This window comes from Catenulispora yoronensis, from assembly GCF_039531695.1.
GTDB classification, from domain to species: domain Bacteria; phylum Actinomycetota; class Actinomycetes; order Streptomycetales; family Catenulisporaceae; genus Catenulispora; species Catenulispora yoronensis.
The window spans coordinates 158,267-183,545 of record NZ_BAAAQN010000001.1 but is presented as its reverse complement, the minus strand read 5'-3'; the positions used below and the strand labels follow the sequence as shown (position 1 = coordinate 183,545).

The following is a 25,279-nucleotide window of genomic DNA, read 5'->3' as shown; positions in this document are numbered from 1 at the left end:
CGCGCTTCGACGAGCGGCGTCGCGAGGTGCGCCGCGGCTCGACAATGCGCATGGGAAATCAGCTTCGAACAGATCGCTTAAGAGGTGCTTTGCGCCGCCTTCGCGTGCTCTAAGCCGGTTCTAAAGCGGGCTCGGGAGCCCTTCGGCCAGCACTCTGCGGAACGGATGGACGGCATCACGGCCGAACTCCGGCGCGTACGCGAAGAGATGGCCTCCGGCCACCTCGTGGACTTCGCAGGACGCTGAGGTGCTGCGCGCCCAGCCCTCCTCGCCCCCGGCCGAGAGCGGATCGTCGGCACCGCGGAAGACGTGGACAGGTACCGGCAGCGGCTCCGTGTCCTCGGCATGCCGGTAGCTCCGGCACGCCTTCAGATCGTCGCGGGTCAGCGCCGCCGCCGCGGCGAGCCAAGCCGGGTAGCCGAGCAGGACAGGGGACATCCCGCCGAGTCCGACCAGCCACCGGGCCAGCTCCTCGTCGGGCAGGTCGACGACGAGCTCGAAGTCCGGTGTCCGGTCCGGCGGCCCGAACGCGCCGACCAGCAGCGCCGCCGGCAGACTGCGGCCGGCGCGGAGCCGTCGCAGGCACAGGGCGTAGGCCAGGAGGGCGCCCATACTGTGGCCGTAGAACGCGAACGGGCCGCGCGGGTCCGAGCCGAGAACGTCGTCGATCTCCTCGACCAGCCGCGCCAGCCGAGTGATCCTGGCGCACCGTGCCCGGCCTTCGCGACCCGGCAGCTGGACCGGCAGCACCGAGATCCGCGGGCCCAGCCGCTCCTGCCAGTCGGTGAAGGAGGAGGCGGCGCCGCCGGCGTGGTGGAAGCAGTACAGCCGCAGATCCGCGTCCGGATTCGGGTCGCGGGGCAGGTATCCGCCACAGCTGACGCCGCCGCCTGCCCCGCCCCTGCCCCTGCCCCCGCGCCCGTGCCCGCCTCCGCCCCCGCCCCCGCCCCCGAAGCTCACTGCTTGGCGCCGCTCAGCCTGCGCTTCCTCTTCAACCGCGCCGCCAGCATCGTGTACCCGATCACCGCGCGCTTGGCAGCGGGCGCGCCGCGCATGCGCAGGACGGACCAGACCGTCCACAGCCGCACCTCGGCCACGTGCGCCGGCGAGCCGTGCACGTCGTCGTTCTCGATCAGCCGCAGCTTGCGGACCTTGCGGCGCAACAGTTTCACGTCGCTGCGCGGAATGATCTCGTCGCGCTTGCTCGCCGCGTACGCCACCGGGATCCGCAGCGCGGACAGCTCCTCGTCGGTCAAGGCCCAGTCGCGAATATGGTCGAAGACGTCCTCGGACTTGACCCCGGTCAGCTGGGCGAGCGTGTCCACGGTGATCCGGGGCACGGACCTCTGCCACTCGGGGTCGGTGAAGAACCCGCGGACCGGGGCGCCGGTGGTCACGATGCCGCGGATCCTCCGGTCCGTCACGGCGGCGCCGAGCGAGAGGTGGCCGCTGAAGCTCATCGTGAGCGCGTAGGAGTGCGACGTGTCCGCCCGGTCGGCGACGGCGTCCAGGATCTGCGAGATCAGCTTCCGGCTCTCGGCCGTGTAGGGCAGGGTGTTCTCGCCCACGCCGGGCAGTTCGGCCACCACCGCCGCGACGCCGAGCTGTGCGCCCTGCGCCAGCACCGGCGCCCACTGCTCCTTGAGGCTGACGATGCCGCCCATGATCACCAGCAGCGGCTGCGGGTGGTCCTTCGACAGGCCGGCGGCCCAGCACCGCACGGTGCCCTCCGGCAGTTCCACGTCGAGCCGTTCGATCCCGCCGACCGCCTGCCGCCACCGGTCGAAGGCGGCCACACAGGCGTCCTGGGCCTTCTGGCGCGCGGGGCCGTCGACGTAGGGGAAGCGGGCCATCGCGTAGTGCCGGGAGGCGTCGAGCAGCTTGCCGGACGCGGCCAGTTCGTCGCCGGCGGCGCTCCACTGCGCGGTCCAGGAGTCCGGCGCCCCGTCCTCGTCGTTCCGGATCCGGTCGAGCAGGGCCCGGTAGTGCTGCGGCGCCATGCCCTGCGCCTCGGCGTGCACGACCACGTACTGCTTCAGCTCATTGAGATCGTTCATCGGGCCGCGGCCTCCGTCCGGTCGGCAGTCGCGGCGGCCGGTGCGGGGCCGTCCGCCGGCGCCGGAAACTCCTCCAGCGCGGTCTTCAGGTCGGCCAGCAGGTCGGCGGCCTCGGCGCCGTCGATCACCCGGTGGTCGAAGGTCAGGCTCAGCCGCACCACGGGGGCGATCACCACTTGCCCGTCGCGGACCACCGGGCGGTCGGTGATCCGGCCCACGCCGATTGTGACGGTCGTGCCGCCGACCGAGTAGAAGCCGTCCACCGGCCGGTGGCCGAGCGAGGTGACGGCGAAGGTGCCGGTGATGGCCGGGCGCTTGGCCAGCGGCCGCACCGCCCGGCGGAACAGGGCCGCGCCGATCGGCCTGGGCAGGCCGTGCAGGGCCCGGGCGCCGGCGAACTCCGGCAGCACCTCCCCGTCGCCGGTCTGGTACCGGTCGACCTTGCGCTGCACGTCCTCCAAGGTGGCGTCGGCGAGCCCGGGCAGGACCACCGACAGCACCACCCGCTCGCCGTTGACGGTCTTGTCCAGGGTCAGTTTCCCGCTGATCTCCTCGAACCGCAGGACCTTGAGACGCTTGCCGCCGCGCGCGGCGGCGTTGGCGGCCGGATGCTTCGCGATCGCGCGGGCGGCGGCCAGCAGGACGAAGGAGACCGTGGAGTAGTGCCGGTCCCGGGCGTGGCCCTCGGCGCGCAGCTGGAGCACCCGGCTCATGTCCACCTCGGTGTCGAGGAAGACCGGCGAATGGTCCTTGATCTCGCGCAGGAAGTACAGAGTGTGCCGTCGTTCCCGGGCGACGTCGGGCTCTTTCATCGCTTCACCGCCAGATCGTAGATGGCTTGCAGGCTTCTGGCCTCGATCAGCTCCGGCAGCGAGATCCGGCCGCCGGTGTCGCGTTCGAGCACCGTGATCAGCCACAGGACGTGCAACGAGTCCCAGCCGTCGAGCTCGTCCAGGTCCCGGTCCGCGTCCTCGGCCGTCAGGTCCAGCCCGAGCTCGTCGCGCACGAGCCCGATCAGGTCGTCGATGTCGTTCACGCGCTCGCTCTCTCCAGGTCGGCGGTCAGGTCGATGTGCGCCGGGCGGACGAGCGGGGCCGTCAGATCGTGGCGGTAGCGGGCGGAGCCCGCCGGGTCCGCCGGGTCCGCCGACTCCGGGTCCACCCGCTCGAATCCGAAGCGCGGAAACAGCTCCCGGACGATGCCGTTCTTCGCCGTCGGTCGATACGTCCCGAGCACTGCGCCGGCCCCGGTCTCGCGGGCATGGTCGAGCAGCACGGCCAGACACGCCTGCTCGATCCCCCGGGAGAACACCCGGCAGCTGAGCACGAAGTTGTCGATGTGCACGCCGTCCGCCTCGTGCCGGGCGAAGACCGCGCCGACCAGGCCGTTGTCGCCGAAGCGGTCGGCCGAGCGGATCGTCAGGACCAGGGCTCGCGGATCCGCCAGAAGCGCCTGCACATCGGGCGGTTGCAGCCGCGCCGTCGTCAGGTTGAACTGGTTCGTGCGCAGCGTCAGCTGCGACACCCGGGGGACGTCCGCCGGCGCGGCGGCCGCCAGCCGCACCGTGACCTTCAGCTCCCTGAGATAGTCCTCGATCGAGTCGAACGCGTGCAGGAAGTCGGCCCGGTCGAGCTCGTCGCGGTACTTCTCGGTCCGGCTCCGGTCCTCGGCGGTCAGCTCCGGCACGTCGAACCAGCCGTCGGCGAGCAGCCGGTCCACGTGCTCGGCCGGATCCCCGTCGAGGTGCAGGACCGCGACGTCCGGCAGCTCGCGCCGCACCAGCCCGCACTCGAACGCGCTGTCGTCGGCGAACACGAAGGCGTCCACGCCCAGGTTCAGCGCCTTGGCCAGCCGGGCCAGGTTCTCGTGCTTGGGCTGCCAGTTGGCGGTGACCCGGACGAAATCGGCCTCGCGCACGGTCATCTCGGGATGCTCGCGCAGCGCCTGCCCGACCGCCTCGGCGTCGTTCTTGCTCACGGCGGCCAGCAGCACCCCTTGCGAGCCGAGCTGCTTGGCCACCTTCTGCACGGCCTTGAACGCCTCGCCGTGGAACGTGCCGGCGACCTGGATCCCCTCGATTCCGTCGTCGCCGAGGATCCCGCCCCACAGCGTGCCGTCGAGATCGAGCGCCAGGACCTTCTTGGTCCGCCCGACCCGGTTCCGTGCCAGGTGCGCGACCTCGCGGGCGTATTCGGCCAGCAGCTCAGGAGACAGATACGCCTTGGCGTAGACGCCGGTGCGCGGCTCGTATGCCGCGACCCCCTCGGCCAACAACGGATCCAGGTCGATCACGGCCACCCCGGACAGCTCCTCGCCGAGCCGCAACAGCCGGGCGTTGGCCTCCCGCCACACGGCGCCCAGCAGGGCCCGCGACCGGTGGTCCACGAGTTGCGCGGAGAACCTCCGGGGGAGCGGCAGGGTGTTCAGGACGAGTGTGCCGCGAGCCCCGGTGCGGAACTTGGCCGCCAGACCGCTGATGAGCGCGAGCTTCTCGGCGAGCACCTTCTCCACGTCCTGCGGACGCCACGGCACCGGCACTTCGTCGAAGACCACGAAGGGGTCCAGGACGCACAGCGTGAGGTCGGCTTCGCCGGCCCGGATCCCGCCGGCCGGATCCGACAGGTCGAAGACGTACCCGTCGAAGTCGCCGACCCGGGTCCGGGCCAGCACCCCGTGCCGGGCCAGCTGCCCGGTCAGCGGGGCGACCAGCGTGGACAGCGTCCCGTGGCCGGTGATCGCGACCTGCACCTGTGCGGTGGTGGGATGCTCGCGCAGGACCTCCTCCGGATCCAGACGCGCGAGCAACCGTCCGGCGGCGGCCAGGTCGGCGCCGGACAACGGGGCCACCAGAGGCCGCACCTCCGGATAGCGCGCCGCACCGCCGGCCTTGATCAGCTCTCTGAGTTCATCGAGCGCCGCGGGGGCGTCAACGTTCACGGCGCCGGCGCTCCTCGCCCCGGGCCGTCGGAACGTCGTGTGCCATCCATGGATCAAACCCTTTCCAGTGATGGCCCGGTTCGTCCGCCGCCGGGCCGCTGTGACGCAGCTTCGACAGCCATTCTCGGCGCGGCGGCTAAACCGGCCCTAGTCCCGGACTGAACGCCGCCTACGCGGCGTGCGCCGCCGCCTAAGCGGCCACCGCGACCGGAGCGCGCACGGCGAGCTCGCGCTCGAACCGGTCCACGGCACGGCGCAACGAGACCTCCGAGTCCGCGGTCAGGGTCGCCTGGCCGCTGTCGGGATCGAGGGTGAAGGTCTGGTCGAGCAGGAAGTGCCCCTGGACGACCGCCGGCGCGCCCAAGGCGGTGAGGACCGGGCGCAGGGCGTAGTCCAGGATCAGGACGTGCGCCAGGGTGCCGCCGGTCGCCAGCGGCAGGACCACCTTGTTCGCCAGTCCGCTTTGCGGGAGCAGGTCCAGGAGGGTCTTGAGGAGTCCGGAGAAGGAGGCCTTGTAGACCGGGGTCGCCACCACGACCCCGTCCGCGCCGGCGAACAGCTCGATCGCCGCCGCGATCGCCGGATGCGTGGTGTCGGCGTGCAGCAGCGCGGCCGGGGGCAGGTCGCGGACGTCGAGGGAGCGGACGGTGTGGCCGGCGTCGGCCAGGTATCCGTCGACGAGGGATCGGGTGCGAGCGGTCTTCGAGGGGCTGGCGGGGCTCGCGGAGACGGTCAGGATGGTCGCCATGGCGGATGTCGCTTTCGTCGGCTGGACGGCGGCCGCCGGAAGGGCCGCCGCTAGGGGCCGGCCGCGCCGCCGCGCGAGCCGTCGTGGGTGGGGCGATCCGGTGCCACGGACGCCGCCGGTGGAAAGGACACCACGATGAGTCTATTTTGATACGGTGCCGGTGTGTCAAGCCTCTCCCCTGGTGGCGGACGGGCGGGCACGGCTCCCATCCGCATCCCGACAAGGACCGATGAAACCGATGCGCATCTCGGCGAGGACGGACTACGCGATCCGCGTGCTGGTCGAGCTGGCGGCGGACACCGCCCGCCCGCTCACCTGCGAAGGCATCGCCATGTCCCAGCAGATCCCCTACCGCTTCCTGAAGGCCGTGGTCCGCGACCTGCGGGTGGCCGGACTGGTGCGCAGCCAGCGCGGCTGCGAGGGCGGCTACTGGCTGGCCCGGGAGGCCTCGACGATCTCACTGGCCGAGATCGTGGCCGCCGTGGACGGCGAGATGCTGACAATCAACGGGGACCCGCCGGAGTCGGTGCTGTACCCGGCGCCGGCCGGGTCCATGGCGCTGCTGTGGACCGCGCTGCGGGCCCGGACGGAGGACTTCCTGTCCGGGATCAGCGTCGCGGACCTGCTCGCCGGCTCGCTGGCCGTGAGCGCCTGAAACCGTTCGACCGCTTCACCGTTCCGACCGCTTCACCGTTCCGACCGTTCCGACCGATTCGACCGAGGGAAGGCTTGCCATGACCGACCACTGGCACGCAGCGCTGCGGCACGTCCGCGGCGCCGAGCTGAGCGGCGACACCAACCAGACCACCGGCATGACCCGCTTCGAGGCGGTCTCCGGCAAGACGGTCGGGTCCTCGAAGGTGTGGATGGGCCAGACCCACGTCGCGCCGTCCACCAACTCCGGCGACCACCACCACGGCGCCTCCGAGACCTCGATCTACGTGGTGTCCGGCAACCCGGTGTTCGTCTTCGCCGACGGCTCCGAAGAGGTCCGGATCCAGACCGAGCCGGGGGACTACATCTTCGTCCCGCCGTTCGTGCCGCACCGCGAGGAGAACCCGGGGGCCGAGGAGGCCGTGGTGGTGATCGCCCGCAGCAGCCAGGAGGGCATCGTGGTGAACCTCCCGAGCCTGTGGGCGCCGGTGGACCGCGACGCGGGACCCGACGGGTCATGACCGGCCCGGACAGTCCGCTGACGGTCGTCGAGTTCACCGATCCGGCGTGCCCCTGGGCCTGGGGTTCCGAGCCCAAGTTCCAGCGGCTGCGCGCCGCGCTCGACGGCCGCGCGCACTGGCGCCGGGTCTTCGGCATCCTCTTCGACGACTGCGACGACCCGCCGCCGGACCCGGCGGCGGAGGCGGCCTGGTACCACCAGGAGCTGCGGGAGATCTCGACCCACACCGCGGCCCCCTGCCCCGAACGGTTGACGCGGGTCGCCGCCAGCAGCTGGCCCGCCTCGCTGGCCTGCAAGGCCGCGGAGGCGCAGGGTCCTGACGTCGCGCACGCGGTGCTGCGGCGGCTGCGCGAGACCACCTTCCTGGACGGCGAGCCGGCGGACACGCCGGAGCGTGTGAACCGGGCGCTCGACGGGCTTGCCGGCCTCGACGCGGCGGAGCTGGCGCGCGCGGCCGCGAGCCCCGAAGTGCTGGAAGCCGTGCGCCGCGACTGGGCGGAGACCCGCGCGCCGAGCGCCGAAGTGCTGCGGATCACGACGCCCGGACGGCACAACGGCCAGGCCAAACCGCTGGGCGAGGATCCCTCGGACGGCTACCGGTACGCGTTGCCCACGCTCGTCTTCACCGGCCCGGCCGGACGGGCCGTGGTCCCTGGCTGGCGCCCGCTGGAGCAGTACTTTGACGCGCTGCGCGCGATCGCTCCGGGCACCCCGATCGGGGACCCCGAAAGTCAGGGACCTGCGACGTCCCGGGTCTCAAGCAATAAGACACTTTGATGTATCAATTGACAGCGGGGCCCAGTCTCGCCACCATGAGCTGCATGACCCGGATACACCCCGGCGTGGTTTGCCGCTACGTCGACTTCAGGCGCACCTCCAGCGCCCTGTGTTGCCCGGCACCGCGTATCTGAAGGCTCTGCCTTCCCGGGGTGCTCGCGTCCGCTGACGCCTGACACCCGCCCCGGTCGCCCCGGCCTCTTCCAGGGCCGCATCGCTTCATCACTTCCGCAGGAGAGAACCCGGATCGCCGCGTGCCGGCGCGATCCGGCGTCCGCTATGCGCTGCGCGCCCTGACCCTTGCGCCGCGCCGCACCCTCTCCGCTTCCTCAGCTCTCGACTCCCAGCACTCTGTTCCGACGCCGTTGCCCACACCCGTGGTGCCGCCGGGCCGTCGGCGTGCCCGCATACGCCTCGAAAGGCGGACTCCGTCCGATGTCGAACACCGACGCCCCCTCACCCTTGTCTGCCATCGCGTCCACCGTCTCCCGCGGCGGCACCAGCCGCCGGGGCTTCTTCGCGCTGGGCCTGGGCGCCGCCGGCGGAGCGCTGCTCGCCGCGTGCGGCGGCGCCGGCACCGCCGGTACCGGCACCGGTACCACCGGACCGAACGCCCAGCTCGCCGGCAGTGCCTCGGGCACCCTGAAATGGGGCTGGGCGCTGCCGACCTCCTGGGACCCGGTCACCTCCTCCGCGGGCTGGGACGTCCACGCGCTGTCCCTGGCCTACGCCGGGCTGACCCAGGAGAACGAGAAGGGCGACGCGATACCGGCCCTGGCGACCGGCTGGAAGTACAACTCCGACGGCACCCAGGTGACCTTCACCCTGCGCCCGAACCTGAAGTTCAGCGACGGCACCGCGCTCGACGCCACCGCGGTGAAGCAGAGCATTGAGCGCGGCCGGGACGCGAAGAACTCGCTGATCGCCTCGCAGCTGACGGGCGTCAAGACCGTCACGGCGCCGGACCCGGTCACCGTCGTGATCGACCTGGCCCGCCCGGACTATCAGATCCCGAACTTGTTCGCCGGGAAGACCGGGATGATCGTCAGCCCCACCGCGTTCACCGCCGACGCGACGGGCCTGGCGCTCAAGCCGGTCGGCGCCGGTCCGTTCACCCTGACCTCGTACACCCAGAACTCGAAAGCGGTCCTGACCCGCAACCCGAACTTCTGGAACGCCGACCAGATCAAGCTCGCCGGCGTCGAGCTCTACCCGCTGCCGGACGCGGCGACGGTCGTGGCCGGGCTCCAGTCCGGGCAGTACAACCTCGCGCAGATCCCCGGCAGCCAGATCGCCGCCGCCAAGGCCGCGGGCCTGACCGTGCAGGTGATTCCGTCGCTGGTGGTCGCGACCCTGGACGTGAACACCGCGCTGGCCCCGTTCGACGACCCGGACGTGGCCCTGGCACTGAAGTACGCCGTCGATCGCAAAGCCCTGCTCCAGACCGCGAACTTCGGTTACGGCGACGTGGCCTACCAGCCGTTCCCCGCGGGATACGTCGGCAACAACCCGGCGATCGGCGAGCCGTACCCCACCGACCCGGCGAAGGCAAAGGCGCTGCTCGCGCAGTCCAAGTACGGCCCGAACCCGGAGGTGACCATCACCACCTCGACCGCCGCCGGGGTGCCGGAGCAGTTGCAGTCGCAGCTGCAGGCCGTCGGGTTCAAGGTGAAGATCGAGGTCATCCCGGCCGCGCAGTTCACCCAGATCGTCTACGTCCAGCACTCCCGCGCCCTCACCGTGGACGGCTTCGCCGGCCGCGACTCGGCGGCCCAGGCGTTCCAGGTCCTCTTCGGCCAGCAGGGCCTCATGAACCCGGGCCGCACCGTCCCGCCGGAGCTGCTCGACGCGGTGGCCAAGATCGCCGTCACGCCGCTGGACAGCCCGGACTACCCGGCCGTGCTCCAGGCGGCCACCGCGCTGGCGGTGAAGGACATGCCCAACGTCTTCCTCTACACGATCCCGCGCATCCTGGCGCGCTCGTCGAAGGTCTCGGAGATCCCGGCGTACACCGTGGTCCAGCGCTTCGAGGGTGTGACGATCAAGTGACCGCCGTCCCGGCCGCCGAATTCGGATCCGCGCGGGCTCCCGATCGCTCCCGGCACCCCCTTCGGCGCACGGCCCGCACCGGACGCAGCGCAGTGCGGATCGTCGCCACCTCGATCACCGTGTTCCTGCTCGCGTCGTTCCTCACCTACGGGCTCGGCGCGGTCGGCCACGCGAACCCGGCGGCGGCGGTGCTCGGCGACATCGCCACCCCGGCCGACATCACGCGGATGAACCACGTGTTCGGCCTGGACCGGCCGTTGCTCGTGCAGTACTTCAGCTGGCTCGGGCACGCGCTGACCGGCGATCTGGGCACCTCGTACTTCACCAGCGTCCCGGTGTCGCAGAGCGTGGGGCAGGCACTCCCGGTCGACCTCTCGATCGCCGTGCTGGCGCTGACGTTCGCGGTCGTGCTCGGCGGCGCGGCCGGGATCGCGGCGGCGCTGCGGCAGGGCGGAAAACTCGACCGCGCGGTCACTCTGGTGTGCGCGGGGCTGGCGACGGTGCCGCCGTTCGTCATCGGCATCGCGCTGATCGTCGTCTTCTCGGTCTTCCTCAAGGTCCTGCCATCGGGCGGCTACGTCCCGCTCGGCACGGACGCCGGCCAGTGGCTGCGCTTCGCGTTGCTGCCCGCGCTCGCGCTCAGTGTCGAAGGTGCCGCGGCGATCGCGCGCCAGCTCCGGACCTCGCTGGTCGCGGCGGTGAAGGAGAACTACGTCACCGGCGCCGTGGCCCGGGGGCTGCCGGCCCGCCGCGTGCTGTTCGGCCACGTGCTCCGCAACGCGGCCGGACCGGCGCTGACCGTGGTCGGCCTTGAGATCCCGAACCTGATCGGCGGCGCCGTCGTCGCCGAGAAGATCTTCAACCTGCCGGGCGTCGCCCAGCTCGCGCTCCAGTCCGGCTCGCAGCACGACATCCCGCTGATCCAGGGGACGCTGCTGGTCACCATCGGGGTGGTGCTGGTGAGCAACATCGCCGTCAACCTCGTGCTGCTGCGGCTGACCCCGCAGGCACGCCGCCCGGCGGGAGCCGCCGTATGAGGACCCTGCGACGAGCTTGGCGGCTGCCGTCCGCCAAGGTGTCCCTGGCCGTCATCGGGCTGGTGGCGGTGCTCGCGGTCTTCGGCGGCGCCATCGCGCCGTTCGACCCGCTGAAGCAGGATCCGAGCCTGGTGCTGCAGGGACCCGGCGGCCGGCACCTGCTCGGCACCGACTACCTCGGTCGGGACGTTCTCAGCAGACTGATCGAGGGCACCGGGCGCTCCGTCGTCGGCGCGCTGGAGGCCGTGGGCGTGGGGCTGGCGCTGGGAGTGCTGCCGGGGCTGGCCTCGCTGTGGTGCGGCCGGGTCTTCGAGTGGGTGGTCTCCCGGCTGGCGGACGCCTTCATGACGCTGCCCTACATCGTGTTCGCGGTCGCCGTCACCGGCGTGCTGGGCAACACCCTGACGACCGCGATGGTCGCGATCGGCGTGATCCTGGCGCCGCGCTTCTTCCGGATCGCCCGGGCCGCCGGGCTCGGCCTGACCCGGGCCCAGTACGTCGAGGCGGCCGAGCTGTTCGGCGCGTCGAGGTGGTGGATCCTCCGGACGCACATCTGGAGCAAGGTGCTGCCGACGCTGGCGGTGACGGCCGCGCAGGCCATGGCCGCGGCGCTGCTGGCGGTCTCGTCGCTGGCCTTCCTCGGGCTCGGCGTCCAGCCGCCGGCGCCGACGTGGGGCGGGCTGCTCAGCGGCGACCTGCAGTACCTGTCGCAGCAGCCGTGGGCGCCGCTCGCGCCGGGGCTGCTGATCATGGTGGCGGCCGGCGCGCTGAACACCCTGGCCGACGCGATCCGCGACAGCGGAGCCACCGACCTGCTGCCCGGCGGCGGCGAATTCGCGGCCGCCGATTCCGCCGATGCTTCAGACGGTGACGTATCCGCTGACCAGCCCGAGGCGAAGGAGAACATTCATGTCCCGGTCCCAGCTCTCTGATCGCCCGGTGACGTCGGACGGAGCCGCGGCCACCGGCCGGCCCGCGATCGTCGCCGAGCCGGGCGCCGCGAGCGCCGTCGCGTCCGCCGCCGGCCCCGCGTCCTCGGACGCCGCCACCGTGCTGCGGGTCGAGGACCTGCGCGTCACGGTCGGCGGCGGCCGTGCCGAGGCCGTCCACGGCGTGTCGTTCGAGATCCGGCGCGGCGAGACCGTCGGCCTGGTCGGCGAGTCCGGCAGCGGCAAGACCCTCACCTGCCGCGCGGTGCTCGGCCTGCTGGCCCCCGGCTGCGAGCGGTCCGGCGGGCGGATCGACTTCGACGGCACCGATCTGACCGCGCTGGGCCGCCGCGCATGGGACACCATCCGGGGCACCCGGATCGGGGCCGTCTTCCAGGACCCCGCCTCCTACCTCAACCCGTCGCTCACTGTGGGCCGTCAGCTCACTGAGACTGTGCGCGCGCACACCGGCCTGAGCCGCGCCGCCGCCCGCGCGCGGGCCTTGGAACTGTTCGCCGCCGTCGGGCTGCGCGATGTCGAGACCGTCTACCACCGGTACCCGCACGAACTCTCCGGCGGCATGGCGCAGCGGGCCCTGATCGCCATCGCCATATCCGGGGATCCGGACCTGCTGGTGGCCGACGAGGCGACCAGCTCCCTGGACGCGCTGGTGCAGGCCGAGGTTCTGGAGCTGCTGCGCCGGCTGACGGCCGAGCGCGGCCTGGCCCTGCTGCTCGTCACCCACGACCTCGCCGTCGTCGCCGAGGTGTGCGACAAGGTGCTGGTCATGTACCGGGGCGACCTGGTCGAGCAAGGCCCGACCGCCGAGGTCGTCGCGGCCCCGCGGCACGCGCACACCCGGGCGCTTCTGGAGGCGAGCCGATGAGTGCCCTGAGTCCCGACCGCGCCGCCGTCCGCCACGAACCGCTGCTCGCCGTCGACACCGTGACGGTCGGCTACGGCGGCCGCCACGGCGCGCCGGTCCTGACCGAGGCGATCCTCGCCGTGCGGTCCGCCGAGATCGTCGGGATCATCGGCGAGACCGGATCCGGGAAGACCACGCTCGCCCGCGCGGTCACCGGTCTGGTGCCGGTCCGGTCCGGGCGGATCGTCTTCGACGGGACCGAGATCTCCGCGCTGCGCGGCCGGGAACGGCGCGCGTTCCGGCGCTCCGGACGCTTGCAGTTCGCCTTCCAGGACCCGCTGCGCGCCCTCGACCCGGAGCTGACGGTCGCCGAGTCGGTCGGCGAGGCGCTCGCGATCGCCGGCACCGCCGACAAGGCCGAACGCGAAGCGCGCGTCGCCGACGCGCTGCACGCCGTGGGCCTGCCCGAAGGGCTCCTGGACCGCTATCCCGGCCGGCTGTCCGGCGGCCAGCGGCAGCGGGTGCTGCTGGCCCGCTCGCTGGTCACCCGGCCCGCGCTGCTGATCTGCGACGAGCCAGTGAGCGCGCTGGACGCCGCTAATCGCGGCCACGTCCTGCGCCTGCTCGCCGACCTGCGGGACACCACCGCGACCAGCGTCCTGGTGATCTCCCACGACCTGCCGTCCCTGGCCGGCGTCGCCGACCGCGTCGCCGTCCTGCACCGCGGCCGCGTCGTCGAGGAGGGGCCGGTGCGCCAAGTCCTCGAAGACCCGCAGGACCCGTACACCGCCCGGCTCGTCGCCGCCGCGCCGCGCCTGCGCCGCGAACAGCTTCTCACCGCGTCACCGACCCCCGCATCGTAAGGAACCCGCCATGACCATCGAATTCATCGGCATCGCCTCCACCCGGCCCGGCAGCGAGACCGAGACGGCCGCCGTCCAGGGCCCGGCCGTCCAGCTCGACTATCTCAAGGAACTGGCCCTGGCCCACGAGGAATCAGGGTTCGACCGCGTCCTGGTCGCCCACTCCTCGGCCTCCGTCGACGGCTTCACCGTCGCCGACCAGATCCTCACCCACACCACCCGCCTCGCGGTGCTGCTGGCCCACCGCCCCGGATTCGTCTCGCCGACCTACGCCGCCCGGAAATACGCGACCATCGACGCCTTCCACTCCGGCCGGATCGCGCTCCACACCATCACCGGCGGCGACGACCGGGAGCAGGCCCGCGACGGCGACCTGACGGACAAGTCCACCCGGTACCGCCGCACCGACGAGTTCCTGTCGATCGTGCGCAAGGAGTGGGAGTCCGCGGACCCCTTCGACTTCGAGGGCGAGTTCTACACCGTGCGCGGCGGCTGGTCCTCGGTGCGCCCGGAGCCCGGCGGGATCCCGATCTACTTCGGCGGGGCCTCCGAGGACGCGATCCGCGTCGGCGGCAAGCACGCCGACGTGTACGCCTTCTGGGGCGAGCCGCTCGCCGGGATCGCCGAGCGGATCCGCGACGTCCGGGCCGCCGCCGCGCCCTACGGCCGCGACCCGCGCTTCAGCGTGAGCCTGCGCCCGATCCCGGCCGCGACCGAGGCCGAGGCCTGGGCGCGCGCCGCGGAGATCCTCGAACTCACCAAGGAGAAGGCCGGCGAGGCCCGCAAGGCCTGGGGCTGGGGCGGCGACAAGAAGGACTTCGCGGCGGCGCGCGGCTCGCAGCGCCTGCTGGAGTACGCGGCGCAGGGCGACGTCCACGACAAGCGGCTGTGGACCGCCATCGCGAAGGAGACCGGCGCGGCGGGCAACTCCACGGCCCTGGTCGGCAGCTACGAGCAGGTCGCCGAGTCGCTGCTGGACTACGTCGCCTTGGGTGTCAGCACCCTGCTGATCCGCGGTTTCTCGCCGCTGGCCGACGCCCGCGACTACGGCAACCTGGTCCGGCTGGTGCGGGAGCAGGCCGACCGGTCCGAGCTCGCGGCGGTCTGACCGGTGACGACCACCGAAGTGGCCCCGGCCACGAACCCGGCCACGAACCCGACCCCGGCCACGAACCCGACCCCGGCCACGAACCCGGCCCCGGCCAGGACCACGGCAGGGGCCTGACACCGATGCCCTCCCCGACCACCTCCCACTGGGGCGCCTACAGCGTGCGGACGGCCGCCGACGGCGGGATCGCGGTCCAGCCGCATCCCGCCGATCCGGCGCCGTCCCCGCTGCTGGGCAACGTCCCCGGCGCGCTGCGCCACCGCACCCGGGTCGCCCGGCCCGCGGTGCGGCGCGGCTGGCTGGAACACGGGCCCGGGCCCAGCCCCCGGCGCGGTCTGGACGCGTTCGTCGAGGTCGGCTGGGACGAGGCCCTGGACCTGCTGGCGGCGGAGCTGGACCGCGTGCGGACCGGACACGGCAACGAGGCCGTGTTCGGCGGCTCCTACGGCTGGGCCAGCGCCGGCCGCTTCCACCACGCGCAGAGCCAGCTGCACCGGTTCCTGAACGGGTTCGGCGGCTACACCTCGTCGCGGAACTCCTACAGCCTCGGCACCTCGCTCGTCCTGCTGCCGCACCTGGTCGGCGACGCCGACGCCGTGCTGCGCGCCGGCTCCTCGTGGCCGACCATCGTGGAGCACACCGAGCTGATCGTGGCGTTCGGCGGCATCCCGGAGAAGAACGTCTTCGTCACCCCCGGAGGCGTCACCCGCCACGGCACCCCCGGCGCGCTGGCCGAACTGGCCGCCCGCGGCGTCGGCGTCGCCCTGATCAGTCCACTGCGAGCGGACCTGCCGCCCTCCCTGGACGCCGACTGGTTCCCGCTGGTTCCGGCCACGGACGTCGCGCTGATGCTCGGGCTGTCCCACACGCTGCTGGCCGAGAACCTGCACGACCAGGACTTCCTCGACCGCTGCACCGTCGGCGCCGACGAGTTCGCCGCCTACCTCCACGGCCGCGCCGACGGCGTCGTCAAGGACGCCGACTGGGCCGCCGCGCTCTGCGGGATCGACGCCGACCGGATCAGGGCCCTGGCCCGACGGATGGCCGGCTCGCGCACGCTGGTCACCGTCACCTGGTCCCTGCAACGGATCCAGCACGGCGAGCAGCCGGTCTGGGCCGCGCTCGCGCTGGCCGCGCTGCTCGGCCAGATCGGCCTGCCGGGCGGCGGCTTCGGCCACGGCTACGGCTCGATGGGCGACGTCGGCGACCACGGCCCGCAGACCCGGCTGCCGTACCTGTCCCAGGGCCGCAATCCGGTCGGCACGTTCATCCCGGTCGCGCGGATCGCGGACATGCTCCTGAACCCCGGCACCGGCTACACCTACGACGGCGCCGACTACACCTACCCCGACATCCGGCTGGTGTACTGGGCCGGCGGCAACCCCTTCCACCACCATCAGGACCTCTCCCGGTTGCGCCGGGCCTTCGCCCGCCCCGACACCGTGGTCGTCCACGAGCCGTACTGGACCTCCTCGGCGCGGCACGCCGACATCGTGCTGCCCACGACCACCACCCTGGAACGCGAGGACCTCGGCAGCGGACGCCGGGACACCCACCTGATCGCCATGCACCAAGCCGTCGAACCGGTCGGCGAGGCGCGCGACGACTACCTGATCCTGGCCGATCTGGCGCGCCGCCTGGGATTCGAGGAGCAGTTCACCGAAGGGCGCACCGCCCGGGAGTGGATCGAGCACCTCTACACCGGGTGGGCCACCGGATTCCGCCGGGCCGGCCACCCTGTGCCGGACTTCGAGGAGTTCTGGACCGCCGGCGAGTACGAGCTGCCGGCCGGACCGAGCCGGTTCACGCTGTTCGAAGCCTTCCGCGCCGACCCCGAGGGCGCCCGGCTGGCCACCCCGAGCGGCCGGATCGAGATCGCCTCGGCCGCCGTCGCCGGATTCGGGCACGCCGACTGCCCGGGCCACCCGGTCTGGCTCGAACCCGACGAGTGGCCGGGGGCGGCCGCCGCCGCCCGGTATCCGCTGCACCTGATCGCCAACCAGCCCGCGACCAGGCTGCACAGCCAACTCGACGTCGGCGCCGTCAGCCGGGCGGCGAAAGTCGCCGGACGCGAGGCGGTGCGCCTGCACCCCGACGACGCCGCGGCGCGCGACGTCCGGGACGGCGACGTCGTCCGGATCTTCAACGACCGCGGCGCCTGCCTGGCCGGCGCCGTCCTCACCGGGGACGTCCGCCCCGGCGTGGTCCAGCTGCCCACCGGCGCGTGGTTCGACCCGGTCGTCGACGCCGACGGCGGCGTGTTGTGCGTGCACGGCAACCCCAACGTGCTCACCGCCGACGTGCCCAGCTCGCACCTGTCCCAGGGCTGCACCGGGCAGCACGCGCTCGTCGAGCTGGAACGCCTCGCCGGCCCGCCGCCGCCGGTCACCGTCACCTCCCCGCCGCCCCTGCTCCGGAAGGACCAGCTGTGAGCACGCAGAGCCCTGTCCGCCCCCTGCTGCCGACCCCCACCGCGCCCGGCCTGCGCCTGGCCGCGTCCCGGCTCGCCGAGCGCGCGGAGGAGCACGACCGCGACGGGTCGTTCGCCTTCGAGGGCGTGGCCGAGGTCCACGCCGCCGGCCTGCTGACCGCGACCGTCGCCGAGCGCCATGGCGGCCCCGGGACCGGACTGGCCGGCACCGCGGAGATCCTGCGCGTGCTGGGCGCCGCCGATCCCTCGGTCGCCCTGGTCACCGCGATGACGCTGTTCACCCACGCGACCCAGGCCCGGACCGGGTCCTGGCCCGAGCGCCACTACGAGCGGCTGCTCCAGGACTCGGCCGAGGGGCCCGCGCTCGTCAACGCCCTGCGGGTCGAGCCCGACCTGGGCACCCCGGCGCGCGGCGGACTGCCGGCGACGATCGCCCGCGCCGTCGGCGGCGACGCCTGGGAGCTGACCGGACACAAGATCTTCTCGACCGGCGCGGTCGGCCTGCGCTGGCTGGCCGTGTGGGCCCGCACCGACGAGGACCCGGCCCGGGTCGGGTCGTTCCTGGTCCGGGCCGATCCGGATTCGGGGGTCCCCGGCCTCACCGTGGAACCGACCTGGGACCATCTCGGCCTGCGGGCCAGCCGCAGCGACGACGTGCTCCTGGACCGGGTCCGGGTGCCGCTGGACGCCGCCGCCGGGCTCGCCGACCCGGCCGCGACGGACCCGCGGCGTGATCCGTCGCTGGCCGCCTGGAACAACCTCGGCCTGACCGCCCTCTACCTCGGCGTCGCCGAATCGGCGCTGGAATGGCTGATCGGCTTCCTCCACGAGCGGACGCCCTCGGCCCTCGGCCGGCCCCTGGCCACGCTGCCCCGCTTCCAGGACGCGGTCGGCGAGATCGAGGTCGGACTCACCGCCGCCGCGGACCTGGTCGCCGGGCTCGCGCGGCGGTTCGACGAGGGCGACCGGCAGGCCGCCGAGCACTCCGCGGCCGCCAAGCTCGTCGGGACCCGCGCGGCCATCGCCGCGGTGGAGAGCGCCGTCGCCCTCGTCGGCAACAACGCCCTGACCCGCCGCAACCCGCTCCAACGACATCTGCGGGACGTGCTGTGCGCCCGCGTGCACACCCCGCAGGACGACTCCGTCGTCTCGGCGGCCGGCCAGGCCGCGCTCGCCCGCCACCCCCTCAGCCCCGGCACCATCCACCACGGTTAGGAAACCCCTGATGCCCGTCGAGTTCATCGGCATGATCGCCACCAAGCACGCCTCGGAGACCCTGCGCACCGACGGACCGGTCGTCGACCCCGGGTTCACCCGCCGGTTCGCCCGGGCCCACGAGGACGCCGGCTTCGACCGGATCCTGATCGGCTACGGCTCCGGCTTCCCGGACGGCACCCAGGTCGCGGCCTACGCCGCCGCCCACACCGAGCGCCTCGGGCTGCTGATCGCGCACCGCCCCGGGTTCGTCGCGCCGACCCTGGCCGCCCGGCAGTTCGCCACCCTGGACCAGTTCGCCGGCGGCCGCGTCGCCGTGCACACCATCACCGGCGGCAACGACGCCGAGCAGCGCCGCGACGGCGACTACCTCACCCACGACGAGCGGTACGAGCGCACCGACGAGTATCTCGGCATCCTGCGGCGGACCTGGGAGTCCGAGGAGCCGTTCAGCCACGAGGGCCGCTTCTACCGGTTCGAGGACCACTACGCCGAGGTCAAGCCGGCGACCCGGATCCCGCTGTTCTTCGGCGGCTCGTCGGAGGCCGCGTACCGGGTCGGGGGCCGGCACGCGGACACCTTCGCGCTGTGGGGCGAGCCGCTGGCCGAGACCGCCGAGCAGATCGCCTCGGTGCGCGCCGCGGCGGCCGCGGCCGGCCGGACCGACGTCCCCGGTATCTCCGTGTCCTTCCGCCCGATCCTCGGCGCCACCGAGGAACTGGCCTGGGAGCGCGCCGAGCGCATCCTGGAGACCATCACCAGCGGCGGGGGAAGAACCGCGTTCTGGTCCAAGAAGCGCCGGGCCTGGGGCGGCCCGGACGTCCAGCCGGAGAACGTCGGATCGCAGCGCTTGCTGGCGGCGGCCGCGAAGGCCGACCGGCACGACCGCGCGCTGTGGACGGCGCCGGCCAAGGCGACCGGCGCGGGCGGCAACTCCACCGCGCTGGTCGGCACGCCGGAGACGGTCGCGCAGGCGCTGCTCGACTACATCGACATCGGGGTGACGACCATCCTGATCCGGGGCTACGACCCGCTCGACGACGCGATCGACTACGGCCGGCACCTCATCCCGCTGGTGCGCGAGGAAGTGGCCCGGCGCGACATCGACGCCGACGCCGGAATCGGCGCCGGCGCCAAGCCGGAGGCCCTCGTCGGCGCCACCACCGGAGCGGACCTGTGACCAGCACGGAGTCGACGCACGTCTGGCAGCCGGCGTCCGACGGACCCGCGGTGCGCGGGACGGTGATCCTGCTTCCGGGACGGGGCGAGCACGGCGGCGTCTACGAACGCTTCGGCAAGCGGTTGTCCCATGACGCGTACACGGTGCACGCACTCGACATCTCGGCCGATACGGATCTCAGCACCCTGTCCCACCGGATCGACCGAATCGCCGCGCAGGCGAGCGGTCCGGTGGTCCTCGCGGGGTCGGACACCGGTGCGCTTCAGGCACTCGCGCTGGTGTCCGCCGACGCGGTCAGGGTGGACGGGCTCCTGCTCGTCGGGCTTCCGGACACCGAGGCCGGCGCCGAATCCGGCACCGGCACCGGCCTCGGCGCCGACACCGCAGACCCGGAGGAGGCGGGCTGGGACCACGAACTGGCCGCGCGCACGAGCTGCCCCACCCACCAGGCCCGCCTCACCGCCGACGCCGAGTTCGCCAGGGGCAGCCTGTCCGATCCCGTTCCGCCCCACCTCGCCGCGGTCCTTCAGGGGACCGGCGTCGAAGGCGTGGACACCCCGACGCTGCTTCTGCATGGCGGAGCCGACACCGTCGCCCCCGTCGACCACGCCCGCGGCGTCGCGGCCCGGCTCCCGCGAGGCGAGCTGGCGGTGACGACGGACGGCCGGCACGACGTGCTGAACGACATCGTGCACCGCACTGTCGCCGCCGAAGTGGTGCAGTGGCTCGAACGGCTGCGCGGCGGACCCGAGCTGACTCCGCTCATCAGCGTGGAGACCCAGCAGACCTTCGCACTGGCCCGATGACGGATCCCGACGCCGGGAGTGGGCCGGGCGGACCGCTTGGCCCGAGCGGGTCAAGCGGTCCGGACGAACCGAGCGGGCCCGGGCCGATCCGGGCCCACTGGTTCCTGCCCACCTCCGGCGACGGTCGCGAGGTCATCGGCTGGGTGCACTCCGGCACCGCGACCGACGATCCCCGCACGGTCGGACGCCCGCCCGAGCCCGACTACCTCGCCGACGTCGCGCGCGCGGCCGAACGCGCCGGGTTCGAAGCCGTGCTCACCCCCACCGGCACCTGGTGCGAGGACGCCTGGATCACCACCGCGGCCCTCACCCAGATCACGAAGCGGCTGAAGTTCATCGTCGCGTTCCGGCCGGACTCGGTCTCGCCGACCCTCGCCGCCCAGATGGCCGCGACCTGGCAGCGCGTGTCCGGCGGCCGCCTGATGCTCAACGTGGTCACCGGCGGCGACGACCAGGAACAGCGGCGCTTCGGCGACTGGCTGGAGCACGACCGGCGCTACGCCCGCACCGGCGAGTTCCTCAGCATCCTGCGGGGCGCCTGGTCCGGAACACCCTACGACCTGGAAGGCGAGCACTACCGCGTCGCCGGCGCCACCGTCGGCCGGGCGCCCCGGCCGCGCCCGGAACTCTTCCTCGGCGGCGCCTCCGCCGCCGCGGCCGAGGTCTCCGCCCACCACGCCGACGTCCACCTGGCCTGGGGCGAACCACCGCCGCTGCTGGCCGAGCAGCTCGACCGGGTCCGGGAGCGGGCGGCGCGCGCCGGCCGCCGGGTGCGGTTCGGGGTGCGGTTCCACGTCATCGCCAGGGACACCGCGGCCGAGGCCTGGAGCGAGGCCGACCGGCTGCTGGCCGGCATGGACCAGGAAGCGATCGCGGTCAGCCAGCGCAAGTTCCGCGACTCGGTCTCCGTGGGCCAGCAGCGCATGGCCGCCCTGCACGGCGGCCGCACCGACCGGCTGGAGGTCTATCCCAACCTCTGGGCCGGATTCGGCCTGCTGCGCCGGCACGCCGGCACCGCCCTGGTCGGCAGCCACGAGCAGGTGGCCGACCGGATCGAGGAGTACCACCGGCTCGGAGTGGAGCACTTCATCCTGTCCGGTCAGCCGCATCTGGAAGAGGCATATCAGGTGGGGGAGGGGGTGCTGCCGCTGTTGCGCCGCCGGGGACTGCTCGCCGCGCCGGATGTGACAGAGGGCTGACGCGCCTCGCGACGCGGCTGTCCTGGTCCGCACCGGGACAGCCGCATTCGTCTCGCCTTGGAGGTCCCCGAATGGAGATCCCCGAAAGACTCGCTCAAGCCGCCAACCCGGCCCGATAGGCCAAGATCACCAAGTGGACCCGGTCCCGGGCGGCCAGTTTGGTCAGCAGGTGTCCGACGTGGGTCTTGGCCGTCCCGGTGCCGATATGGAGCTGCTCGGCGATCTCGGTGTTGGTCAGTCCTTGGGCGATCAGCGCCAGCACCTCGCGCTCTCGCTCGGTGATTCCGGCGAGGAGTTCTGGTGCCGCCGACTTCTCCGGCTTGTCCAGCTTCTCCGGCTTCTCCAGCTTTCCTGACTTCGTGCCGGCGGGTTCGGGCCGGGCCGCGAACTCCCGGATCAGGCGCCGGGTCACGCTCGGGGCCAGCAACGCTTCTCCGTCGGCGATGATCCGGATCGCGGACAGCAGTTCCTCCGGCGGCGTGTCTTTGAGCAGGAAGCCGCTGGCACCGGCTCGCAGGGCGGCGTAGATGTAGTCGTCGAGGTCGTACGTGGTCAGGATTAGCACCTTCGATGTGCCGACGGTAGTGGCGAGGCCGGATGGTTCGGACGGGCCGGTGATGAGCCGTGTCGCCTCCAGGCCGTCCATGCCGGGCATCCGGACGTCCATCAGCACCACGTCAGGGCTCTCCCTCCGGGCGAGTTCCACAGCGGCGGCACCCGTGCCCGCCTCCCCGACGACCGTGAACCCGTCCGCGGCCTCGACGATCCCCCGGAACCCGGCGCGCACCAACGTCTGGTCGTCGACCACCAGCACCCGGACGGTCATGCGGGCAGCACCGCGCGGACCCGGAAGCCGCGGGCAGGCAGGGGCCCGGCCTCCAGCGTCCCGCCGTAGAGCCCCACCCGCTCCTCCATGCCGGCCAGTCCGTGTCCGCCCTCCGCCACCGGGCCGCCGCGGCCCGAGTCCGTCACTTCCAGGACCAGAGTGTCAGGCCGGTATTCCACGATCGCCCGGGCCGCGTCGATGTGCGCGTGCTTCACCACGTTCGTCAGCGCCTCCTGCACGATCCGGAACGCCGAGACCTCGATCCCGGGCGACAGCTCCCGGCGCTCGCCCCGGACCGTGACGTGGACCCGCACCCCGGCGTCGGCGCAACTGGCGACCAGGCGGTCCAGGTCGGCCAGCGTCGGGGCCGGCAGCAGAGCGGAGGTGTCCGGCGAACTGCCGTCGCGCAACACGCCCAACAGACCGCGCATCTCCTTCAGCGCCTCGCGGCTGGTGGCCTGGATGGTGGCCAGGGCGGTCTTGGCCTGCGCGGGGTCTTTGTCGATGACGAAGTGACCGAACCCGGCCTGGACGTTGACCACGCTCATGGAGTGCGCGATGACGTCGTGCAGCTCGCGCGCCAGACGGATGCGCTCATCAGTGAGCTCGGCGCGCACCGCCTCGGCGTGTTGTTCGCGCACCGCCACACCGTAGGCGCGGTAGCGGCCGACGGCATATCCGAGCGCCCAAGCGGTGATCTGGACCAGCGCGGCCAGCAACCAGTTGTGCCAGAGCTCGTAGGAGCCGAACCAGGTCAGCTGGGTGGCACCGAGCGCGGCGGCGAGCATCGCGAGGCCGACCGGCAGCGGACGCGTCGCGGCCACCAGGTAGACGACCATGCCGCCGGCCACGATGATCTGCGCGCCGAGGCCGTTGGTCATCATCAGGCCGCCGGCGAAGACCACCGCGGCCGTCCACACCGCCAGGACCATCGCAGCGGCGGTGAAGGGGCCGCGGCGGCGCAGTGCCATGGCCAGCCCGACCACCACCACGCCGGTCAGGACCAGCGCCACTTGGGCGTGGGTCGGCTTGGGATAGCCGCGATGGTGCGGGTCGAAGAAGGCCGAGGAGAAGGTCTGGACCTGGTTCCAGGCAGCCGCACCGACCACGATCGCCGCCATGGCGTCCACGACGGTCCAGAGCTGCCGTGGCAGACGTGATCGGTTGGCCATTCGCCCAGCGTAATGACGCCGCGTGGGCCACCACATCCGACGAGAGGCCTATGCCCGTGGTCATAGCCGTGTGGCTGGGCGACGGGATTCTTCGCACCGTGGCCAGACGAAACGGTGGCGGTGCGCGGGCGATGGTGGTGGCGACCTTCTGGCCGTCCCTCGTCCGCGGAGCGCGAATGATCGAGATCCATGACCTCACCAAACGGCACGGCCCGAGGGCCGTCGTCGACGGCTTGTCGTTCACCGTCCGGCCCGGACGCGTCACCGGGTTCCTGGGGCCCAACGGGGCCGGCAAGTCCACGACGATGCGGATGATCCTCGGCCTGGACGCACCCACCAGCGGCACCGCCTTGGTGGTCGGCGAACGGTACCGGGATCTGCGGCGGCCGCTGCGGCAGGTCGGCGCGCTGCTGGACGCTGGCGCCGTCCACCCGGGACGCAGCGCCCGGGCGCACCTGGCCGCGATCGCCGCCGCGAACCGGATCCCGCCAAGCCGGATCGACGAGGTGCTGGGGCTGACCGGCCTGGGCTCGACCCGGGGGCGGGTCGGCGCCTTCTCGCTGGGCATGAAGCAGCGGCTCGGCGTCGCCGCCGCGCTGCTGGGAGACCCGGGGATCCTGATGCTCGACGAGCCGGTCAACGGTCTGGACCCCGAGGGCATCCACTGGATCAGGACCTTGATGCGCGAGCTGGCGGCCGAGGGCCGAACCGTTCTGGTCTCCTCGCATTTGATGAGCGAGATGGCGCTCACCGCGGACCACCTCGTGATCATCGGCAAAGGGCGGCTCATCGCCGACACCCCGACCGCCGCCTTCCTGAAGAATACCTCGCGCACGGACATCCTGGTGCGCGCATCCCGCCCGCAGGAGCTTCGCAGCCTGCTGATGAGTCACGGCGCGCAGGTCGCGGTCGAGGCCGACGGCGCGCTGGCCGTGACCGGCTTGGAGCCGCACATCGTCGGCGACCTCGCCGCAGCTGCCAGGATCGGCGTTCACGAACTCACTGTTCGCAGCGCGTCGCTGGAAGAGGCGTTCATGGCGATCACCGGCGACGCCGTGGACTACCGAGCCGGTTCGATCGAAAGGACCCATCAGTCATGAGCATCCTGACCGCCCCGACCACGCGCGGCGCTGTCGCGTCCGAATGGATCAAACTGCGCACCGTCCGCTCCACCGCGTTCACCGTGCTGGTCGCCGTCCTGGCCGCCGTCCTGGTGGGAACGTTGGACGACACCAGCGCCGCGAACAACTACGCGAGCTGGACCCCCGCGCAGCAGCGCTCCTTCGACCCGGTCCGCTACGGCTTCAGCGGCGGCTTCTACGTCGCGGTCCTGGCTGTGGGAACCCTCGGCGTCCTCTCCGCCTCCTCCGAATACGGCACCGGCCTGATCCGGACCACTTTCGCCGCCACCCCGCGCCGCCGCCAGGTGCTGATCGCCAAGAGTCTCGTCACCGGCGGACTCTCGCTCGCCGTCGGCCTGGGAGTCGCCTTCGCCACGTTCTTCCTCGGCCAGAACTCGCTGTCCGCCCGGCATCTCGACGTCGGTCTCGGCGACCCCCACGTCCTGCGCGCGGTGGTGGGCGCCGGCACCTTCCTCGCCGTCTTCGCTCTGGTCGGACTCGCGGTGGGCGTCGTCGTCCGCCGCTCGGCCGGCGGCGTCGCGCTTCTGTTCGGCCTGTTCTTCATCGCGCCGATGGTGTTCGGCGCGCTCAGCGACACGCTCGGCGGCTGGACGCTCCAGACCGCGTTCGAATCGCTGAGCACGACGATCACGCTGCCTCCGGACGCGGCGCGGCCGTCGGCGGGGCAGGCGGTGGCCGTCTGCGCCGTCCACTTGGTGGTGGCCTTCGCCGGAGCCGCGCTGTTGATCGAACGGCGGGATGCCTGACCCCAGTAGCCGACACAG

The 25,279-nt window shown here is 72.7% G+C and carries 24 protein-coding genes; 16 read left to right on the top strand and 8 right to left on the bottom strand.

From position 1 onward, the window contains the following. Nucleotides 1-120: 120 nt before the first annotated feature. The 6 genes from ABD481_RS00715 to ssuE form a co-directional block, all read right to left on the bottom strand. On the bottom strand, nucleotides 121-960 hold the full coding sequence (locus ABD481_RS00715; protein WP_344663475.1) for a thioesterase II family protein: 840 nt from the start codon (nucleotides 958-960) through the stop codon (nucleotides 121-123). Further along, complete coding sequence (locus ABD481_RS00710) at nucleotides 957-2,057, bottom strand: alpha/beta hydrolase (RefSeq protein WP_344663474.1); 1,101 nt, start codon at nucleotides 2,055-2,057, stop codon at nucleotides 957-959. The genes ABD481_RS00715 and ABD481_RS00710 overlap by 4 nt, the downstream gene beginning before the upstream one ends. Beyond that, the gene (locus tag ABD481_RS00705) at nucleotides 2,054-2,869 is read right to left on the bottom strand and encodes a 2-oxo acid dehydrogenase subunit E2 (RefSeq protein WP_344663473.1); all 816 of its coding nucleotides are present in this window, start codon (nucleotides 2,867-2,869) and stop codon (nucleotides 2,054-2,056) included. The genes ABD481_RS00710 and ABD481_RS00705 overlap by 4 nt, the downstream gene beginning before the upstream one ends. Beyond that, nucleotides 2,866-3,093, bottom strand: coding sequence for an acyl carrier protein (locus tag ABD481_RS00700; protein ID WP_344663472.1), 228 nt, complete (start codon nucleotides 3,091-3,093; stop codon nucleotides 2,866-2,868). The genes ABD481_RS00705 and ABD481_RS00700 overlap by 4 nt, the downstream gene beginning before the upstream one ends. Beyond that, on the bottom strand, nucleotides 3,090-4,994 hold the full coding sequence (locus ABD481_RS00695; RefSeq protein ID WP_344663471.1) for an HAD-IIIC family phosphatase: 1,905 nt from the start codon (nucleotides 4,992-4,994) through the stop codon (nucleotides 3,090-3,092). The genes ABD481_RS00700 and ABD481_RS00695 overlap by 4 nt, the downstream gene beginning before the upstream one ends. A gap of 190 nt (nucleotides 4,995-5,184) precedes the next feature. Then, nucleotides 5,185-5,742 carry an NADPH-dependent FMN reductase gene (gene ssuE / locus ABD481_RS00690; protein ID WP_344663470.1) on the bottom strand — a complete coding sequence of 186 codons (558 nt, stop codon included), beginning with the start codon at nucleotides 5,740-5,742 and terminating at the stop codon, nucleotides 5,185-5,187. A 238-nt stretch (nucleotides 5,743-5,980) separates the two neighbouring features. On the opposite strand from ssuE, the gene ABD481_RS00685 reads away from it, so the two are divergent. The 14 genes from ABD481_RS00685 to ABD481_RS00620 all read left to right on the top strand — a co-directional run bounded on the left by ABD481_RS00685 (nucleotide 5,981) and on the right by ABD481_RS00620 (nucleotide 21,375). Next, nucleotides 5,981-6,397 (top strand): RrF2 family transcriptional regulator, encoded by a 417-nt coding sequence (locus ABD481_RS00685; protein ID WP_344663469.1) that lies wholly within the window; start codon nucleotides 5,981-5,983, stop codon nucleotides 6,395-6,397. A 79-nt stretch (nucleotides 6,398-6,476) separates the two neighbouring features. Next, entirely contained in the window at nucleotides 6,477-6,917 is a 441-nt protein-coding gene (locus ABD481_RS00680; RefSeq protein WP_344663468.1) for a cupin domain-containing protein, read from the top strand. Then, entirely contained in the window at nucleotides 6,914-7,693 is a 780-nt protein-coding gene (locus tag ABD481_RS00675; protein ID WP_344663467.1) for a DsbA family oxidoreductase, read from the top strand. Before ABD481_RS00680 ends, ABD481_RS00675 begins: the two co-directional genes overlap by 4 nt. Nucleotides 7,694-8,128: 435 nt before the next feature. Continuing rightward, on the top strand, nucleotides 8,129-9,742 hold the full coding sequence (locus tag ABD481_RS00670) for an ABC transporter substrate-binding protein (RefSeq protein ID WP_344663466.1): 1,614 nt from the start codon (nucleotides 8,129-8,131) through the stop codon (nucleotides 9,740-9,742). Then, on the top strand, nucleotides 9,739-10,779 hold the full coding sequence (locus ABD481_RS00665) for an ABC transporter permease (RefSeq protein ID WP_344663465.1): 1,041 nt from the start codon (nucleotides 9,739-9,741) through the stop codon (nucleotides 10,777-10,779). The genes ABD481_RS00670 and ABD481_RS00665 overlap by 4 nt, the downstream gene beginning before the upstream one ends. Next, on the top strand, nucleotides 10,776-11,711 hold the full coding sequence (locus ABD481_RS00660; RefSeq protein WP_344663464.1) for an ABC transporter permease: 936 nt from the start codon (nucleotides 10,776-10,778) through the stop codon (nucleotides 11,709-11,711). The genes ABD481_RS00665 and ABD481_RS00660 overlap by 4 nt, the downstream gene beginning before the upstream one ends. Beyond that, the gene (locus ABD481_RS00655) at nucleotides 11,689-12,594 is read left to right on the top strand and encodes an ABC transporter ATP-binding protein (RefSeq protein WP_425559080.1); all 906 of its coding nucleotides are present in this window, start codon (nucleotides 11,689-11,691) and stop codon (nucleotides 12,592-12,594) included. Before ABD481_RS00660 ends, ABD481_RS00655 begins: the two co-directional genes overlap by 23 nt. Then, nucleotides 12,591-13,436, top strand: a complete 846-nt coding sequence (locus ABD481_RS00650) for an ABC transporter ATP-binding protein (protein ID WP_344663463.1) — start codon at nucleotides 12,591-12,593, stop codon at nucleotides 13,434-13,436. The genes ABD481_RS00655 and ABD481_RS00650 overlap by 4 nt, the downstream gene beginning before the upstream one ends. Before the next feature lie 10 nt (nucleotides 13,437-13,446). Continuing rightward, nucleotides 13,447-14,544, top strand: a complete 1,098-nt coding sequence (locus tag ABD481_RS00645; RefSeq protein ID WP_344663462.1) for an LLM class flavin-dependent oxidoreductase — start codon at nucleotides 13,447-13,449, stop codon at nucleotides 14,542-14,544. A 122-nt stretch (nucleotides 14,545-14,666) separates the two neighbouring features. Beyond that, on the top strand, nucleotides 14,667-16,976 hold the full coding sequence (locus ABD481_RS00640; protein WP_344663461.1) for a molybdopterin-dependent oxidoreductase: 2,310 nt from the start codon (nucleotides 14,667-14,669) through the stop codon (nucleotides 16,974-16,976). Beyond that, on the top strand, nucleotides 16,973-18,190 hold the full coding sequence (locus ABD481_RS00635) for an acyl-CoA dehydrogenase family protein (protein ID WP_344663460.1): 1,218 nt from the start codon (nucleotides 16,973-16,975) through the stop codon (nucleotides 18,188-18,190). Before ABD481_RS00640 ends, ABD481_RS00635 begins: the two co-directional genes overlap by 4 nt. 10 nt (nucleotides 18,191-18,200) lie before the next feature. After that, nucleotides 18,201-19,370 (top strand): LLM class flavin-dependent oxidoreductase, encoded by a 1,170-nt coding sequence (locus ABD481_RS00630; protein WP_344663459.1) that lies wholly within the window; start codon nucleotides 18,201-18,203, stop codon nucleotides 19,368-19,370. Continuing rightward, the gene (locus ABD481_RS00625; RefSeq protein ID WP_344663458.1) at nucleotides 19,367-20,176 is read left to right on the top strand and encodes an alpha/beta hydrolase; all 810 of its coding nucleotides are present in this window, start codon (nucleotides 19,367-19,369) and stop codon (nucleotides 20,174-20,176) included. Before ABD481_RS00630 ends, ABD481_RS00625 begins: the two co-directional genes overlap by 4 nt. Next, nucleotides 20,173-21,375 carry an LLM class flavin-dependent oxidoreductase gene (locus tag ABD481_RS00620; protein WP_344663457.1) on the top strand — a complete coding sequence of 401 codons (1,203 nt, stop codon included), beginning with the start codon at nucleotides 20,173-20,175 and terminating at the stop codon, nucleotides 21,373-21,375. The genes ABD481_RS00625 and ABD481_RS00620 overlap by 4 nt, the downstream gene beginning before the upstream one ends. Nucleotides 21,376-21,469: 94 nt before the next feature. On the opposite strand, the gene ABD481_RS00615 is transcribed toward ABD481_RS00620, so the two are convergent. Together ABD481_RS00615 and ABD481_RS00610 are read right to left on the bottom strand one after the other, a co-directional pair. Then, nucleotides 21,470-22,201 carry a response regulator gene (locus ABD481_RS00615; RefSeq protein WP_344663456.1) on the bottom strand — a complete coding sequence of 244 codons (732 nt, stop codon included), beginning with the start codon at nucleotides 22,199-22,201 and terminating at the stop codon, nucleotides 21,470-21,472. Next, a complete protein-coding gene (locus ABD481_RS00610; RefSeq protein ID WP_344663455.1) occupies nucleotides 22,198-23,373 on the bottom strand; it encodes a sensor histidine kinase in 1,176 nt (391 codons plus the stop codon). Before ABD481_RS00610 ends, ABD481_RS00615 begins: the two co-directional genes overlap by 4 nt. A 176-nt stretch (nucleotides 23,374-23,549) precedes the next feature. Between ABD481_RS00610 and ABD481_RS00605 the strand changes: the two genes are divergently transcribed. Both ABD481_RS00605 and ABD481_RS00600 read left to right on the top strand, forming a co-directional pair. Next, nucleotides 23,550-24,473 (top strand): ATP-binding cassette domain-containing protein, encoded by a 924-nt coding sequence (locus ABD481_RS00605; protein WP_344663454.1) that lies wholly within the window; start codon nucleotides 23,550-23,552, stop codon nucleotides 24,471-24,473. After that, nucleotides 24,470-25,261 (top strand): ABC transporter permease, encoded by a 792-nt coding sequence (locus tag ABD481_RS00600; protein ID WP_344663453.1) that lies wholly within the window; start codon nucleotides 24,470-24,472, stop codon nucleotides 25,259-25,261. Before ABD481_RS00605 ends, ABD481_RS00600 begins: the two co-directional genes overlap by 4 nt. The last annotated feature ends 18 nt before the right edge of the window (nucleotides 25,262-25,279 follow it).